Annotated in this window: 20 protein-coding genes and 1 tRNA gene; 14 read left to right on the forward strand and 7 right to left on the reverse strand. The window is 58.4% G+C overall.

What is annotated here, in order from left to right; translation table 11 throughout:
- Positions 1 to 44 precede the first annotated feature (44 nt).
- From AGR2A_RS11285 to AGR2A_RS11305, 5 genes are all read left to right on the forward strand, one after another.
- Positions 45 to 989 carry a nucleotidyl transferase AbiEii/AbiGii toxin family protein gene (locus AGR2A_RS11285; RefSeq protein WP_080822910.1) on the forward strand — a complete coding sequence of 315 codons (945 nt, stop codon included), beginning with the start codon at positions 45 to 47 and terminating at the stop codon, positions 987 to 989.
- A gap of 106 nt (positions 990 to 1,095) precedes the next feature.
- Complete coding sequence (locus AGR2A_RS11290; protein ID WP_080822911.1) at positions 1,096 to 1,509, forward strand: hypothetical protein; 414 nt, start codon at positions 1,096 to 1,098, stop codon at positions 1,507 to 1,509.
- Positions 1,510 to 1,607: 98 nt separating this feature from the next.
- Positions 1,608 to 2,468, forward strand: coding sequence for a PcfJ domain-containing protein (locus AGR2A_RS11295; protein ID WP_080822912.1), 861 nt, complete (start codon positions 1,608 to 1,610; stop codon positions 2,466 to 2,468).
- Between the two features lie 68 nt (positions 2,469 to 2,536).
- Positions 2,537 to 2,848 carry a hypothetical protein gene (locus tag AGR2A_RS11300; protein WP_080822913.1) on the forward strand — a complete coding sequence of 104 codons (312 nt, stop codon included), beginning with the start codon at positions 2,537 to 2,539 and terminating at the stop codon, positions 2,846 to 2,848.
- A 306-nt stretch (positions 2,849 to 3,154) separates the two neighbouring features.
- Entirely contained in the window at positions 3,155 to 3,556 is a 402-nt protein-coding gene (locus AGR2A_RS11305) for a hypothetical protein (RefSeq protein ID WP_139786373.1), read from the forward strand.
- 57 nt (positions 3,557 to 3,613) lie between these two features.
- Here AGR2A_RS11305 and AGR2A_RS11310 read toward each other — a convergent pair whose 3' ends face one another.
- The 3 genes from AGR2A_RS11310 to AGR2A_RS11320 form a co-directional block, all read right to left on the reverse strand.
- Positions 3,614 to 4,207 (reverse strand): hypothetical protein, encoded by a 594-nt coding sequence (locus AGR2A_RS11310; RefSeq protein ID WP_080822915.1) that lies wholly within the window; start codon positions 4,205 to 4,207, stop codon positions 3,614 to 3,616.
- Between the two features lie 117 nt (positions 4,208 to 4,324).
- The gene (locus AGR2A_RS11315; protein WP_080822916.1) at positions 4,325 to 4,792 is read right to left on the reverse strand and encodes a thermonuclease family protein; all 468 of its coding nucleotides are present in this window, start codon (positions 4,790 to 4,792) and stop codon (positions 4,325 to 4,327) included.
- A 233-nt stretch (positions 4,793 to 5,025) separates the two neighbouring features.
- The gene (locus tag AGR2A_RS11320; RefSeq protein ID WP_080822917.1) at positions 5,026 to 5,745 is read right to left on the reverse strand and encodes a hypothetical protein; all 720 of its coding nucleotides are present in this window, start codon (positions 5,743 to 5,745) and stop codon (positions 5,026 to 5,028) included.
- A 143-nt stretch (positions 5,746 to 5,888) separates the two neighbouring features.
- Between AGR2A_RS11320 and AGR2A_RS11325 the strand changes: the two genes are divergently transcribed.
- Together AGR2A_RS11325 and AGR2A_RS11330 are read left to right on the forward strand one after the other, a co-directional pair.
- Positions 5,889 to 6,410: a hypothetical protein gene (locus tag AGR2A_RS11325; RefSeq protein WP_080822918.1), complete on the forward strand. Its 522-nt coding sequence runs from the start codon at positions 5,889 to 5,891 to the stop codon at positions 6,408 to 6,410.
- A gap of 56 nt (positions 6,411 to 6,466) precedes the next feature.
- Positions 6,467 to 6,775: a hypothetical protein gene (locus tag AGR2A_RS11330; RefSeq protein ID WP_080822919.1), complete on the forward strand. Its 309-nt coding sequence runs from the start codon at positions 6,467 to 6,469 to the stop codon at positions 6,773 to 6,775.
- A 15-nt stretch (positions 6,776 to 6,790) separates the two neighbouring features.
- Here AGR2A_RS11330 and AGR2A_RS11335 read toward each other — a convergent pair whose 3' ends face one another.
- Positions 6,791 to 7,168, reverse strand: a complete 378-nt coding sequence (locus AGR2A_RS11335) for a hypothetical protein (RefSeq protein ID WP_080822920.1) — start codon at positions 7,166 to 7,168, stop codon at positions 6,791 to 6,793.
- Between the two features lie 135 nt (positions 7,169 to 7,303).
- Here AGR2A_RS11335 and AGR2A_RS11340 point away from each other — a divergent pair, with 135 nt between their 5' ends.
- The 6 genes from AGR2A_RS11340 to AGR2A_RS11365 all read left to right on the forward strand — a co-directional run bounded on the left by AGR2A_RS11340 (position 7,304) and on the right by AGR2A_RS11365 (position 12,121).
- Positions 7,304 to 7,756 carry a hypothetical protein gene (locus tag AGR2A_RS11340; RefSeq protein WP_139786374.1) on the forward strand — a complete coding sequence of 151 codons (453 nt, stop codon included), beginning with the start codon at positions 7,304 to 7,306 and terminating at the stop codon, positions 7,754 to 7,756.
- Positions 7,757 to 7,762: 6 nt separating this feature from the next.
- A tRNA-OTHER gene (locus AGR2A_RS29570) sits at positions 7,763 to 7,857 on the forward strand.
- 197 nt (positions 7,858 to 8,054) lie between these two features.
- The gene (locus AGR2A_RS11345) at positions 8,055 to 8,699 is read left to right on the forward strand and encodes a terminase small subunit (protein WP_080822922.1); all 645 of its coding nucleotides are present in this window, start codon (positions 8,055 to 8,057) and stop codon (positions 8,697 to 8,699) included.
- Entirely contained in the window at positions 8,686 to 10,899 is a 2,214-nt protein-coding gene (locus tag AGR2A_RS11350; protein WP_080822923.1) for a terminase gpA endonuclease subunit, read from the forward strand. The genes AGR2A_RS11345 and AGR2A_RS11350 overlap by 14 nt, the downstream gene beginning before the upstream one ends.
- Before the next feature lie 10 nt (positions 10,900 to 10,909).
- The gene (locus tag AGR2A_RS11355; RefSeq protein WP_080822924.1) at positions 10,910 to 11,152 is read left to right on the forward strand and encodes a hypothetical protein; all 243 of its coding nucleotides are present in this window, start codon (positions 10,910 to 10,912) and stop codon (positions 11,150 to 11,152) included.
- A 576-nt stretch (positions 11,153 to 11,728) separates the two neighbouring features.
- A complete protein-coding gene (locus AGR2A_RS11365) occupies positions 11,729 to 12,121 on the forward strand; it encodes a hypothetical protein (protein ID WP_167378195.1) in 393 nt (130 codons plus the stop codon).
- Between the two features lie 26 nt (positions 12,122 to 12,147).
- On the opposite strand, the gene AGR2A_RS11370 is transcribed toward AGR2A_RS11365, so the two are convergent.
- Together AGR2A_RS11370 and AGR2A_RS11375 are read right to left on the reverse strand one after the other, a co-directional pair.
- Positions 12,148 to 12,357 (reverse strand): hypothetical protein, encoded by a 210-nt coding sequence (locus AGR2A_RS11370; protein WP_080822927.1) that lies wholly within the window; start codon positions 12,355 to 12,357, stop codon positions 12,148 to 12,150.
- Positions 12,354 to 12,668 carry a hypothetical protein gene (locus AGR2A_RS11375; protein WP_080822928.1) on the reverse strand — a complete coding sequence of 105 codons (315 nt, stop codon included), beginning with the start codon at positions 12,666 to 12,668 and terminating at the stop codon, positions 12,354 to 12,356. Before AGR2A_RS11375 ends, AGR2A_RS11370 begins: the two co-directional genes overlap by 4 nt.
- 176 nt (positions 12,669 to 12,844) lie before the next feature.
- Here AGR2A_RS11375 and AGR2A_RS11380 point away from each other — a divergent pair, with 176 nt between their 5' ends.
- On the forward strand, positions 12,845 to 13,048 hold the full coding sequence (locus AGR2A_RS11380) for a hypothetical protein (protein ID WP_080822929.1): 204 nt from the start codon (positions 12,845 to 12,847) through the stop codon (positions 13,046 to 13,048).
- A 17-nt stretch (positions 13,049 to 13,065) separates the two neighbouring features.
- On the opposite strand, the gene AGR2A_RS11385 is transcribed toward AGR2A_RS11380, so the two are convergent.
- The gene (locus AGR2A_RS11385; protein WP_353615848.1) at positions 13,066 to 14,946 is read right to left on the reverse strand and encodes a flagellin; all 1,881 of its coding nucleotides are present in this window, start codon (positions 14,944 to 14,946) and stop codon (positions 13,066 to 13,068) included.
- Positions 14,947 to 15,204: the final 258 nt, after the last annotated feature.

Raw genomic sequence — 15,204 nt, forward strand, 5'->3', positions numbered from 1 at the left:
TGCATTGCCAAACCGCAGTCTTCCCTTAACAGGGAGACATCGAAATGCAGGACTTCAAAGCACTCGCGACGGCACTGGGCGACCGACTCAAAGCGAACTTCAAGCGTGAAAAGGTAGACGTCAACCGTGCGGCGTCGCGGTATGTCGCCGAGCGTGTGCTGGCACACTGGCAGGCTGTTTTCGGCCCTGCGCCGTTCGTGGTTCACGGCGGCCTGATGTTTCCGCAGTCAATGCGTCCTACGGAAGACGGCGACATTGTTGTTGTCCGCCGGTTCTCTGAAATGGAGATTGAGAACGGCTTCGCTCGCATGTCCGCGCTCCTCCGTCTCGAAGGCATTGAGCTCCGCAGGTTCAGGATTCAGCAGATCGACGTCGGTACTGGTCAGCCGGTCACGCGGATCAAGATCGAGGCGATGTGCGGCACCCTGCGTGGGAATACACATATAGACATCGCCGTCGCCGCAGGCCCGCATGCGCTGCCAAAGGGCATTGCCAAGGTGGAACTGCCGTCGATGGTACGGGGCGAGCCTGGTCTCGTTGTACACGTTCAGCCGCTGGCGGCCGCGGCAGCCGAGAAGTGGTTCGCCGTGCTTCAACAGGATACCAGCGACTACCGCGTCAAGCATGCGATGGACCTCCTGTCGTTCGACGAAATGGGCGTCGATCCTGCCGCCGTTGCGGTGGAGATGATCAGGATCGCGCGACACCGCGGCCTATCGATGTCCGTCTGCGCGCCCGCTCCACGAAACCTGGAATGGTCATCGTTCGTGTTGCGCGCCGAAGCTTGGTTCAAGACCGGCGCAGAGCGCGGCGTCACCGTCGATCCGCTCTCCGCGCGGGAGATGCTGACGTCGTACTGGGCGCGGACGCATCAGGCCCTCACCAAAGCCGTCATCGCCGAGGTCCGCGACCGTGAGTACCAGACGACGCTCGTCGATCGGATCGCCGCTCGACAACAGCCGGCTCCGGCATTCAGACCAACGCCGTGAAGAAAAAATATCGGCGGCGTCAGTTTTATTGAAAAACGCCGTTGCAACATTCCGCCGTTGGTCACACCATTTTTGTAGAGCAAAGGACGCTCTAGGGAGACATCGAATGCAAACATTGAAATCCACGCTTGCAACTGAGTATCGCGCTGAAGTTATCTTCGGCTACGTTCATCGGCGACAGAAAGAGATTTTTGATATTCTTTATCCGGACGCAAACTACGAGAAACTCAATGCCGTTGAACTACTCGACCTACATTTTGTCCGAGAGTTCGCCGCCACCGTCGCCGGCAATTGGAAAGAGCATTCGCGGGAAAAGATGCTGACCGGTTCAGCTGAGTCCGTGGCTCTGAAGGCTGCCGCACTGGCCTCGGGTATCGCGATCAATGTTTATAGAGACCATGGCAGTTTTGGCATGACGCTGGCGCTGAGAGTGATTGGCAGGCTCGAACCGGAAAAGGAGGCCCGCTACAAGCGCGTTATTGACGGTGACGCTGCAGACGACGTGCCGCAGGCAGCGTGACACACTGACATCGAATATTTTTGGAAAGGCGGCTAGGGGCCGCCTTTTTTTGTTGCTTGCACCGCCGACGCACACCCTCACCGGCAGGGAGACATCAAATGACAAGCAAATACGACCATCCGGAATATCGGGAAGCAACTTCCCACCTCGCGCACGAGCTGGACATGCCCGACCGCGTCCTCGCGCCAATCCGGCATCTTGTCGATTGTTCGCTGGGCCGTGTTTTCTGGCTAGACTGGGCGCGGCAGGATACTCAGGATTCAGAATGGATGCCGACACCAGGTGACCATGAAGACCCCGAGTGGCATCGCATCGACGGCTGGCCGGAGCGCGGAGCCGGGTCGACGCATCGGAAATGGGGCCGCCGCGCGAGCTTGTGGATGCAGTGGCATTCCGTTGATGCCTGGCACGTCTGCGACTGGCTCATTACCGCTGTTGCCGACGGTCAGTCGTGGCTCGCCAACGTCGACGGCGATGGCAATCCCAAGAAGATCATGAAGTGCGGCACGTTGGAGCGCCTGGTTCACGAGGCGACAAAGGGCCTCAGGCAGCGTAATCTCCGCGAGATCGTCCTCGGCCCCAACGATGAGAGCTTCGTCCTCGACCTGGGCGCTGGGCATACGCTCGTCCAACTCCTTTCCCGTTCTGCGCTCCGTGCGGAAGGTCTGCGGATGCGCCATTGCATCGGACGCGGATCGTACGACGAGCTTCTCGGCAATCCCGATGTCGGATTTTTCTCGGTGCGCACGGAGAACGGCAAGCCCATTGCGACGCTTGAAATTCGAAGTGGCTTCGTCCGGCAGTTCCGCGGCCCGACGAACATCGAACCGAGCGGCGCGGTCAAGGACCTGGTCGCGCCCGCGCTCGATGCCTTTGGCTGGCGGGACTGGCGAGACCGCCCTCGGCCGGCGGAGGACGCCGTCCAACGCGACCTGCCGCCCGCCCACCGACGGCGATAGCTTGCAGTGGTCCGCCGGCGGAAACATCATCGTCATAGCCGGTGAGGACCGGCGCGAAGGGAGAGAACATGAACCAGCACGATCTTCTGACAGTCAATTCGAAGTGCATATCGCTCGCGCTTGATCACCTGTCAGCCGAGGAACGCGATACTATTCTGCCGTATTATCGGGGACTGGAGACGTACGCGGCCTGCCGGCCGAAACTGGCACTGACCGCCGACATCGTCGATCTTGGCGAGTATCAAATGACCAGGCGCGTACGAGATGCGGTCGTCGAGCGTCGTAGGGCGGCAATCGCCGGCACGCGAAAACTCCATCGGCAGCAGGAGCAGCGCCTCGTCCTCGACGAATTCGGATGGGGTGTTTACGATGACGACTGATCCTCCGCCCCCGACCGATCCCGAGGACGATGAGTTGTCATCAGGCGGAGAATGGTGGCCTGAGGCACTGGAGCAACGCGACATAGACAATGCCGACGCGGACTGCTCTCCCGGCGCTGATTTCAGTCGCGATAGATAGAAGTTTAGCTTTCGGCGCAAGGTTTTATTCCGAAAGCGCTGCTAAACGGATGCCTCGTTTTCGATGGAGTAGTCCAATGACGAAGAACTTGAACGGCCTGAACCTCATACGTGGCGCTTTCCGCCCATCGGTTCCAGCTGCCGTTCATTCTTCGAAAGGACACATCCATGGCTCATTGCGCCGCTACCCATGTCGCGGAAAAGGACACCTGGGTCTCGCCTGAACTCACGAAACTGGTTCAATTCGCGGGTCTCTTCCTGGCGATGCAACTCCACGACCACGCTCCCGCGCAAGACCTTGGCGGCTGCGATCTCTCGGTCGATGAACACGGTCCGCTTCTGTCGCCCAACTCCGTCCGCGCTCCAAGCCTGCTCGCGGTGTCTTCGGCGATCCCCGCTAATGTCACTGTCGGCGCGGTCATGGCGCTGATCGGTAACGACATGCAACACCCCGATCTGACCCGCGCCTTCCAAGTGATGTTGTCAGCAAAATTGGCGCTGGAGGCCGCGCAGGCGGAGGTGAAGCATCACCTCGACGCTTTCGTCTCTAAGCTCACTATGGTGGCATAGATCGCTTCCTGGTCCTCGGCGTCTAACCACGCCGGGGGCTATTTCGTCTCGTGAACGTCAGCGGCACTGCTTGCCGAGGCTGGGCGTGCTCCACCCCTCTTTGATCGCGGCTACACGATCCGCCCGCGCGGGATGCGATTTCGACGGCCTCTCGTCGAGAATATGGACGGCGGCCAGCGCGCCTTCGAGTTTGACCCCTGCGTTTCGCATCGCGGCTCCAGCGAAACGATCCGCCTCTAGCTCCAGGTTGGGATCGCCCGCCTTGCGTAGATGGTGACAGTAATGATGTCCCAGTTCGTGCGCGATGATGACCATAGCGCCCTCATAGCCGACGTCGGGCGATAAACGGCGGTCGTACAAAATCAGCCGATTTCCCTCCTGTTCGGTCGCGATGGCATTGAGGCCGAGATCGGCGTTCATGGGGAAAATCTTGCATTCGTCTGCGATCTTGAGTCCCATGGCTTCGCAGAGATCGAAAAACATTTCTGTATAGTCTTCGAATGCGGGCGTGGCGAAAACCGTTTGTTTGCCCAGGATCATGTGCAGCGCGAGACTCTTATCGTCGACACGAATCTCGACGCCGTCTTCCGCCCATGCGGCCGACACAGGCAGCGCCGCGGCAATGATTAGCGACGTGATGATTTTCCGCACGCTCATTCTCCCCAAATCGCGAGATATACGTGTCCTATCATTGAAAACAGGATGCTGCACATCAGCAGGATCATGAAGCCGATCAACATTCATTCGCCGATCGGCCTTCGCACCATCTCAGCACCATGGTTCTTTCCGACCTGACCAGGTATGCGCCAGCCCCTCGCTCACTAACACATCTCCGATGCTCAGACCGTTGCGCACTAGTACGCGCAGTTTCCGACCATATCTGTCTTCGTCGCGGCCCTGCCATGCGCGCATTTCAAACGGTCCAGCGTTGATCAGCTCGATCAACCTCGCCGTCGCCCGTTCACCAAGGGCTTTCTCAGATGCGCACTTTGGCTCCGAGATTTCGGGAGTGTCGATATCGGCGATCCTGATTTTAACGCCTGAATGCCAAAGGGTGTCTCCGTCGACAACGCAATGTATGCGGATAGCGCCGACGCAGCGCGCGAAAGGCTTCACCGTGACTTGGGCCACGGCGCTCATCGACGGTTCAGCATTATCGGTCACGAGATACATCGCTCCCACCCCCGAGCCGAATGCAATTGCCATCGAAACTGCAACCACTTGCCCGAATGTCATGCCCATCTCTCCTTGTAGCTCGGCACCACATTAACGCGGAAAAGTTGAGTACGAAGAAACCAGGTCCAGACAATTTTATCGGCCCCACTCGATCAGAAATTCGGAGTGCGCACACCGTTCACGGTCAAGACGTTTGGGGTTGACGAAGAGAAAACTCAAGCGGCATGACCCGACCCAACCATCTCGAACTCATGACCCCGTCATCGCTGCCGGGATTCTGTCTTAGTCCCACATCACGAAATCAAACTAGCGAGCATTTCGAAGCCCAGAAAGAGCAGCAAGGCTGCGGCGAGAGCTATTCCGATGGGCTTCAGGAGGACGAGAAGCATTGTTCGCAGCGTGAAATTGGCTGCCGTCCCGACCCACTTGTTGCCTTTCGGGCTCTCAAATTTGCCGTTCACCTGACGTGGATGGAAATGTCTGAGAAACCAGACTCGTGCCCATTCCCGCCATGTAGGCTCAGTATCAACGCTCGAAACATATGAGTATGCGACGAAGTCCTTGATATCGCGTTCGATGAATTTCTTGAGCTGATAAGCGGTGTAATGGCCGATCCGTAGGAAAATCATCTTCTCTTCCATTTGGCCTAGTTCGGAGTGAAATCCATACAGACTTGTTGCGACATACCCACCATCGCCAAGGCTGTAGTGCAGCGTCGCGCCTGTCTCCGTCGCCCAGTTTCCATCCAGGTCTTTCCGGCGCATTGGGCGGTTTCCGAAGTTAATCTGGTAGGTGATCTGCCTCTCGATTTCGTACTTACCCTTGGCATTCAATATGAGGATAGGGTCTTTGTCCGGGATCACCGAGCCAAATGCCATATTGAGTATATGAAAGCGCGGGAAATTTTCGGTGCAGCGCAATGCTTCTTCTTGCACCGCGTCCAAGAAGGCATCGAATTCAATGCGCCCGTTGATCCTCTTATGACGAGGATACCAGAATGGATTTTCGCGCATACGCGATCCCTCCCCTACTTCATTAAATCCACTTCTAGTAAGCGATGGTTGAAGTGCCTGCAACCTAGATTTTCGTCGGCGGATTTGTGCCGGTCGGCCGGCGCGCACATCATTGAAGGAGACACCAACAGAGGGAGAGATTGATGTGTGAGAACAATGATGCATGGGTGCGACTGAAGCACGGAAACATGTTTCCTTACGACGACCTGAGCCACTGGGACGACCGTGGTGAATATGTAGAAGTCCCGCCTGGTCCTTCCGTCGACTGGGCGCATTACGCAGCGCGCGGGGTCATTGCCGACCTCACCGATCGCAGAGGGATTAAGCACGGTTTTGGTGATGTCGACGCGGATGTGCGCCAGAAGATCGTAGCCTCGTTGGCGGCGATCATTCGTGCAGCGCCGAAGGCGTTTCATGGGGCCGTATGGAAAGACTCGAAACCCGAGGAACACATGGATGCCTACATGGAGGGGTTGGATACAGGCATCCGACACATGAAGGAAGAATACGCTCGGCGGGTTATCGATTCTACTGACGACATCGATCTAGCGCAGGTTCGTAAGGCGCGCGCGGAAGCGTGGCTTGCGGAAATGGCCGTCTGCAAAGCCTTAACTGAGGCGGCGGATGCCGATGAGAAGGTGGCCACCGGCGCTCTAGCCTCGTAACACCCGGACACGGTCTCCATCTCCCGGTACAACAGCCGCCCGAGATGGAGACCGCTATGCCTCAGCTGACCCCTTACGAAGCCCGTCAACGCCTATTCGAACACCTTGGAGCGATGCTCGCATACTGGCGCGATCTTCCAGAAACTCAGCTCCTGGCGGGCAACCCCGACGGCGACCCAGTTCAGGAGCGCTTGTCGGGGTTCTTGTTTTCGGTGCTCGTCGCCATCGACGGCAGCGCGGCGCTCCCCGGCTTCGATCTTGTGCCTCGGGATGACGATGAGTGGCCGACGTCGTCCATCAATGCCGACGTCGAACTGCATGCCGCGTTTCCCGAGGGGATCATTCCGCCGCGGAGAGAGCCGTGATCTGACGTCGGAAGGTCATTTCTTGGCGATCTTTCGGATGACGTACGCAAGACCGAGGAACAGGCCTCGGACGACAAAGAAGAGCGCCGCGAAAATCCAGGCGATGAGAGCCAACAAATCGGCGTCGCCCGATTTTCCGCCCTTGCTGAGCCTTACCGTCTTCGGCGGTTTGAACTTCTTCGGTTTCGGCATTTTGCGAGGCGGCTTCGTCTCCGTCACCGACGAATAGCCGTTGCCAAGATTGTAGGTCTGCTTAACTCCGCCGTTCCGTTTAGCGGTGTAGGTGCCGCCGTTGATCTTCAGCGTCGTCGAAGTCTGCTGACCCTTGGAATTGTAATTCTGGTAGCTGTTCGGCCCGGTTTTTACTCGCTTAGGTCTGCGAACCAGTGGCATGACTTCCCCCATAAGTATCCCCGACACAGCTGTATGAGAATACCTAACGGCTGCCAATAGGCATTTTCGTCGGCGGATTTGTGCCGGTCGGCCGGCGGACACAAAATGGAGGGAGACACACAGAGGGAGAGTTTGATGTCTGAAGAAAAAGCGCTTGAGCAGCTTGCACAATGGAGCAATGAAGGCGTGACGCGCGAGGTGCGACGACGGCTCCTTAATGCCGTCGGTTCTTTCAAGCACGGCGTTCACAAGGGTGCTACCCTTTACCAACGCCTGTTCATGTTGCAACAGTCCCTGATCGATGGGCTATGGTGGCACGGTCACCGACTACCAGAAATCTACAAAGCGGTCGCGACGACAACTGACGGCTCGAAGGTGATTTCAGACGGCTATCTGTTCCACAAGTGTCTGGTGAACTCTTGTCTGCAGACCGTTTACACGTACCTTCCGGAGGACGATGTGCGCACCGTGCCGACACTTGATGTCTGGAACTCCGTTGTCGCGTCCATTGATAACAACCTCGAATATTGGCGGGACTCGAATAGCACCGCCGGCGCTTGCGCTGCGCAGGAAGCCGCGGCATCGTAGGCATGTCGGGCGATGGTGTAACGGTAGCTCTTCAGGCCCCTTCGGTTGTCCGAGGGGGAACAGACTGAGAGTCCAGGTTCAATTCCTGGTCGCGCCGGCCACTTTTCTCGAAAATTTCCCGAAATCTTCCGGGGTCCCTGAGAAATCTGATGAGATGCGGTATATTGGCGACCGCACTCTGTCGCTCTTCGAAAAATTTTCAAATTGCCGTCAAAATCAGCACCCCTGTGCTGTTTTGAATCTTGCAGACGGCCCGTGATCTCCTGAAGCCATTCGTTTTCTTGGGAAAATTCCACGAATGGCGCGACAGAAATCCTCTTCGAGGGTGCGGAAATCCACCGAACCGTCCGACGAAATCGCCTCACCCCCTCATGAAATCCCCGAAGATTCAGCACCCGCCGTCACCAGGCGCGAGGCCGCGAAGCTCCGACTGGTATCCGTCAAGCAAGCGGCGACGCTCCTGAACCGCGACCGCAACACCGTCCAAAAATGGCTCGACCGTGGCTGTCCTTTCGTCACGAAAGGCGACCGCGCGCTCGGGATCGCATGGGAGCTCGACCTAGCCGACGTCGTGAAGTGGCTCGAGGACCGCGCCGGCGAGAACGCTGCGGAGAAATTCGCCAGCTCAACCGACGGACAGGTCAGCGAGGATGAGGCAAAGCGCCGTAAGGCTCTCGCGCAGGCCGTGGTCGCAGAGCTGGACATGCTCGAGCGCCTCGACACGATCGTCCTCAAGTCGGATGTCCTCGACATCGTCGCCGCCGACTACGGTGAGATCAAGGCAAAGCTCATGTCGATCTCGGACACAGTCGGCGCGAGCGTTGATCCGGCCATCGCGACCCACGTCTCCGGCATCGTTGACAAGCACGTCCGCAAGGCTCTCGCTTCCCTCAAGGCCATCAAGAAGCTGACCGAAGCGGAGGCTGGCGATGAAACACGTTGATCACGCCACGATCGCCGACGCGGTAACCATCGACTTCAGTCAGTGCCGCCTCCAGTTCGCCGACGGTATAGCCCGTCTTCGGAACGATGTCCTTCAGCCACCGCCGAAGGTCGACCCGATCACCTGGATGTACCAGAACATCGAGCTTCCAAAGTCGAAGACCGAGCGCGCCGGTCAGCTTCAGCTAACCGGATATCAGCGGGAGTTCGTCCGCCTGTACTTCCACGACAGCACCAAGGAGATCGTGGTCACGAAGGGTACCCGTGTGGGCATGTCGCTCCTGCTGTCAGCGATGGCTGCCTACATCCTCGCCTACCTCGGGGAGAGCGTGACCATCGCTCAACCGACCGACAAGGACGCGCAGGAATACTATCGTGAGCGGATCGAGCCGCTCTTCGAGATGTGCCCTGAACTCGGCAAGCTGCGCCGCGCACCCAAGCGCGGAGAGAGCCAGGACTCCTGGGACCTAATCGAATTCAAGAACGGGGCCGTTCTGCGTCTCGTCGGCGCGGCTTCGGACGACAACTTCCGCCGCTACGGCTCCAAGCACAACTGGGGCGACGAGTATCCCGCTGCCGCATGGGCTCCGAAAAAGGGATCGCAGGGTTCCAAGGCCGACCTGTTCATGGAGCGCGGCGGCGAATTCACACGCCCCAAGCTCATCCTGATCTCGTCCCCGACCCGCAGGGGCGAATGCCGCACGACCGAGCGGCACGAGAAGTCCGACAAATGTGATCCGTGGACGCAATGCCCGCATTGCCATGAGCCGCAGGTGATGGAATGGGGCGACCGGGACTCGAAGCACGGCTTTCGGTTCACGCGCGACGACAACGGCTTTATCGCCGACACCTGGTACACATGCTCTGCCTGCGGCGAGGAGTTCCGCGAACACGACCAGTTGGAAGAACCCATAGAATTTGATGGGAATACCGTCCACTCGGTGAAGGAATTCATCGACGCGACCACACAGTATCGTCCCTCCAAGACATGGGAGGTTCCCGGCCGCGTCGGCATGTACATTCCGCAGTGGCTGTCCTTCAACGGACAGGCGAACTGGCGCACGCTCGCCCAGAGTTTCCTAACCAAGCGCCACGATCCCGAGGAAATGAAGACGTGGGTGAACAACGTTCGGGGCGTCGCCTTCGACGACTTCACGACGTCGGGCCTTGACGGCCTCGAGATCGCGAAATCCGTCCGCCCGTATCCCGCCGAGGTGCCGGATGATGTCGTGGTCCTGACCGCCGGCGTCGATACGCAGACGAATAAGGAGGGCTCCCAGTTCGACCAGGTGGCTTCTCGTGAGGTTTCCGTCGTCGGATGGACGCGTCGGGGCCAGATGCGCCTCATCGGTCACTGGATCGTCGAGGGTGAGCCTGGTGATCCAGAGGCAGACAAGGACCTGACCGCTCTGCTGGACAGGACATTCCGCAATCGAGCCGGATATCAGCACCCAATCTCGGCGACTGCCATCGACCTCGGTGGCCACTTCGCTGACGAAACCAGGCTGTTCACGTCTAAGTTCTCGCCACGCCGCTCTGTCTGGTCGATCAAGGGCAAGAACAACACCAAGGGAACGCGCTCGTCGACGGTGTGGCCGCGCAAGGCTTCCAAGAGCCGCAAGCTCGGGGTCTCTTATTACGTCATCGATTCCCAGCTCGCCAAGGACGCCGTATTCCGGCTCATCCAAGTTCGCGGCGACAACGCCCCGATGTTCCCGCGCTCAATACTGACACCCAACCCCGACTATCTCGACAAGCTCATGTGCGAAGAGCGCAAGAAGATCGGCGGGGGGTTCTATTGGCAGCCTAAGAAAGGCGGCCGCGCCGAGGAGGAATGGGCGTGCCTTGCCTACGCCTACGCGGCTCTCAAGGGGCTGCAGGCGACCTGGCTGAAATGGCGTGATTTGAATCTTGCAGGCGAGAAGCTCGGGATACCCGAAGTGTGCTTCGACCCGGACACGGGCGAGATCGGCTACGACGGCGAGGATTTCTCCGCCCTGGCGCTTGAGCAGAAGGTGGCCACCGCGCCGCTCGACCAACCTCCAGCTTCCCCGCAGCCATCGTCCCTTCGGAAGCCGAAGCCACAGGCGCATGCGCAGCCGCCGACGGCAATGGTGCCGTCACCAGCGGAGGGCGCGACAGGAAAACGGCAGCCGAGGACAGGCGGGAAGATCAAATCCTCCCGCGCCCGGTCATGGTGAGGAGTGCAGAATGAAGCTGTTTCGCAGACGGAGCCGAGAGTGGCTCGTCCAGGAGGCCGAGGACATCGAAGAGATCATTGCATCTCCGATCGTCGGGCTCAGTCACCCGACATCGGGAGGTCAGCAGTTCCGTAGCCTTGCCGAAGCGGTCCTTGTTCTTGAGCAGGTCGAAGCCAGAATCGACGAGATCGATGGCGTGAAACGCAAGAACCCGATCCGCAAGCGGGTCCTGTTCGGAGTACGCCCGAGATGAGCAAGTCAAACCGTTCTCATAACCAGCCGTCGCCGCCGGCCGCCCCCCCGTCGGTCGCACAGACCGTCCGCCGAACTTTCTCGCGTTGGAGCCAGCGCGCCGCGAACCTCTTTACCGTCTCGCGCGGAGACACATTCTTCGAGGCCGCTGCCGAAAGCCCCCGAACCGTACAAGTTGCCGACGTCGGCCCGAACGCCCGCAACGCGGAGCGGCACAGCCGGCTTACGGGGGATTTCCAGGTCGGCGAATGGTCGGCGGCGCGCGAATGGTAGTGTCATAGTCAGCTCCAATGTCGATGTGACTACGATGTTGTGGCCGGCGCGGGCGTGGCGCAACTCGCCGACGAAGTTGTCGCTTGCGGCCGCGGCGGCAACGATCTCCCTGCAACAGCAAAAGGGAGACATTTACATGTTGACAGCAATCGCAAATGCATTGGCAAGCCTTTGGCGTGGAACGTTGGGCGTGATCAGCTGGGGAAAGCAGCTCCTTCGGTGGCCATTTTCAGTAATTTTCGGATCGGGCGGCGGCGCAATGCCGAGGCCGGAATACAAGCCCGATGTCTCGGGAACTCAGCTCTTGGACGAATTCGAAGAGACCAGGCAGCGGCATGCAGCCGTTCACGATCTCGATCGGGATGGCGTTTCGACGGTCATCAAATACGCCAAAGCCACGCCCTCGGCGCGGCCGACTATCGACCTAGACGGCCTTGGAAAGGACGTTCGTGCAACGCTGATCACGATGGATGATCACGAACTCCGCGCTTTGGCTCAGGCGGGCATCGGAGCGGTGAGAAAATTCATCGACGGCAAAGCTCACGGTATCCACGGCGTGCCTGTCGTCGCGCCTCTGGTTGCAGCTCCCGTGGCCCCGGCGACGGAGATGTCCGCTGAGGAACGGGTTTCGTGGAAAGTCCGTTCGAGGCTGCTGAAGTCCGAACAGGGACAGGAATTCAAACTTGCCCGATATTGAGAAGCCCGCCATTTCGGCGGGCTTCTTTATTTTAGCTCGTCTCCGGCGTCGGACGGGACATCGGGAACACGGTCGAGAACAACCATCGCCGCCGCGATCTTGGCCTCCTTGTTTTCTCGGAGTGCCGCCAACCGCGCGGCCGCGAGCATGTCGACGTGGTTGTGCGGCTCCTCGTATGCAAGATCGCCGAAAACCTGTCGGATCAGTCGCCACTCGGATTCTGTGATGTCGCTCATGCGCGGCCACGCGTCTTGAGGACGTCGATGACTTCTTGGCGTTGACGGCATGCGACGCGCAGACGTGTGTTCTCCGCTTCGAGTTCAGCGAGGAGACGCATGGCCTCACGTGCCATACCTTCCATTTCACCAGCGTGATTAATCGCGGTCGTCAATGCGTCGTCGTAACGAGCCTGGTAGCGCGCCTCGGCCGCCGCGGCGAGACCGTCGCCCAACGCGTCGATGAGACCGACACCGCCGGCAGCGAGAACCATCATGCCTCCCGCGTTGCCCATTGCCGCGCCAAATGTCGGGCTGCCAAAGTTCGCCATCTTGTGTCTCCGTCAACAAAGTTGTCGGAACAACATATGACGCGGCAAGGTTGTGTAATCAAGTCGACAAGCACGATATAGCGATCGATGTGTTAACGCGCTTCATTGTAGGAGCTAGAGAGCTACCAACGGCAGGGAGATTATTTGTGCAACATCCACGGCTAGTCCGTTTTTTCATGTCAGCTCTGCAAGACCCCGACACACTAAGCCGCTTCCTTGTCGAGCGGACGTTCAAACACGACCGCGCAACGCGGGAGAAGAAGCTCGCCGAGATCGATTCCGAGCGCAAACGGAACGGGCCCATCGTTGGCGCATATCTTCTGTCGATCTTCACGCTTGCAGTCCCGATCGCCATCGTGATCTGGTTCTTCATGGGATAGCGACGGGCATCTGAACCCTAGCGGAAGAGCTGCGTCAGGATTTCGGCGTTGGAATTCGCAATGGACAGTGACTGGATCGAAAGCTGCTGTTGCGTCTGGAGGGCCTTCAGGCGTGTGGATGCCTCGTCCATGTTAGCGTCGACAAGACGGCCAATGCCCCTGCCGATCGAATCCGATAGCCGGGACGCAAATTCGCTCTGCAAGTCCATCCGTGTCTGCACGGCCCCGAGCATCGCAGCAGCGTCGATGACATTGGCCGTCACCGTCTCCAGGTAAGCGATATAGGTGTCGATCTGATCCGCTTTCTGTACGATATCTATGTCGAGGAAATTGAGGGTGGAGCGCGGCTCGTTGCTGACCCGGATGCTGTCGAACGCTATGCGAGTACCGCTTCCCCATTGCCGGTCGACATCCGGGTTCGACTTGATCACGACGTAGCCTGCCGAACCCTCGATAACGAGGTCGGGCCAATCGTCATCGAGCAACGAGTGCAGTAAAATTGCCATGTTCTCACTCGTGTCGACCTTGCCGTCGTCGCGGCCCAGAACTTCGTTTACATAAGTCCGGTCGAAAGAGTACGTCTGTGACGACGCGCCGTTGACGGAAAATGTGAAGCTCACATCGATACCGTCCTCATCCTTGCCGTCCCTGTGAACGATAAATGGCTTGAAGTCCAGTACCAGCCCCGAGCCGCGATAGCCGAAATCGAAGTCCGTCTTCAGCCCGCCGGTGCTTACACCGCTACTGGTGACGGCGGAAATTTCCACGTGTGAGCCGTAGCCATGTTGCTGAAGCGTGGTGATGGTTATCAACGTGGGATTATGCAGTCCCGTCGACGCGTTGGTGTAATTTCCTGCCACAGACGCGCCGAGTGGATACAGCTTCGCGTTCAGAACCTCCGCGAACTGCGTGTTGGTCGAGATGACTCCGCCGAGACTGGGGTTGTAGGCATCGATATCGGCCTTGGTGACCGTGACAGTCGTCGTGTATCCGTCGTTATAGGGACCAGGAAGTTCCTGGTTTTCGCCGAGAACGCCGCTGTATCCGTCAGGGTTCGAGGCTTCCCGGTCCAAGGTTATGGTGAAACTGATCTCCGCGCCGGGAACATTGAAATCGAGAGGGGTGTTGTCCGGAAACTGTAGCGAAACCCTGCCGGCGCTTCCTGCATTCCATTCGGGAAGCATATAGCCTGAAGACCCGTCGATGCCCTCGTATCGGGTGTAGTCGCCCCCGATATTCGATGGGTCGGAAACGGAGACCAGGGATCGGATACCGCCGATCGTCCTGATATCGCGCGCATCCGCCTGAAGAAGCCCACCACCCGTGCTGTTGAAAAGCGAGACCCTCGACAGGTCGATATCCATCGTTTTGACGGAAACACCTGACGAGGCACGTACGAATGAAGAAACAACCGATGATCTGTTCACCGCACTGTCGTAGATGTCGACGATATCGGTGTTCAGCCAGTTTTGTCCGCTGAAACTCGCTGACGTGGCAATGCTAAGAACCTGTTCCTTCAGTTGGTTCAGTTCGGATTGGATTTTCGACTTGTCGACACCGTTTTCTTTTGCGGCGATAAGTTTAGCCTTGAACTCGGCCAGCACGTCAGTCACGGCGCTCATCCCGGCGTACGCCGTATCGACCTTGGCGGCCCCAAGCCCCAATGCGTCATAGACGGCGGAAATCGCCATCCGATCAGAGCGCATCGTCGTAGAAATCGACCAATATGCCGCGTTGTCGGCGGCAGCACCGACGCGCAATCCCGACGAAACCATTCGCTGAGTTGTGTCTAAATTAGACGATATCGAACGCAGAGTCTGGAGCGCAGAAATTGCAGCCCCATTCGTGAGAACGGAAGTCATGGAATGCTCGAATTTAGAGGAATTTGCGCTCGTCATGAGCAGGGTTAATGAACGGATACAAGCATTTGCAAGGTTAATTCTTGGTTAACAGGTGTGGCGAGATTGTGCACATTGCAACTCTTACTGGTTGCGATGTAGTTTCGCTAATACGAAATCGTTGGCTTCCTTATTCCCGCAACGCGTGCACCGTAGCAGTGGCTCGAGGGTTATAATCATCCTCTTCTTTCCATATTTGCGGGCCAGTTCCCACCGATCGAGAAGGCCCGCTCTCTTGCACCGATAGCAGCGCGCGCC

Origin of the sequence: Agrobacterium genomosp. 2 str. CFBP 5494, from assembly GCF_900013495.1 — a bacterium.
Classification (GTDB): domain Bacteria; phylum Pseudomonadota; class Alphaproteobacteria; order Rhizobiales; family Rhizobiaceae; genus Agrobacterium; species Agrobacterium pusense.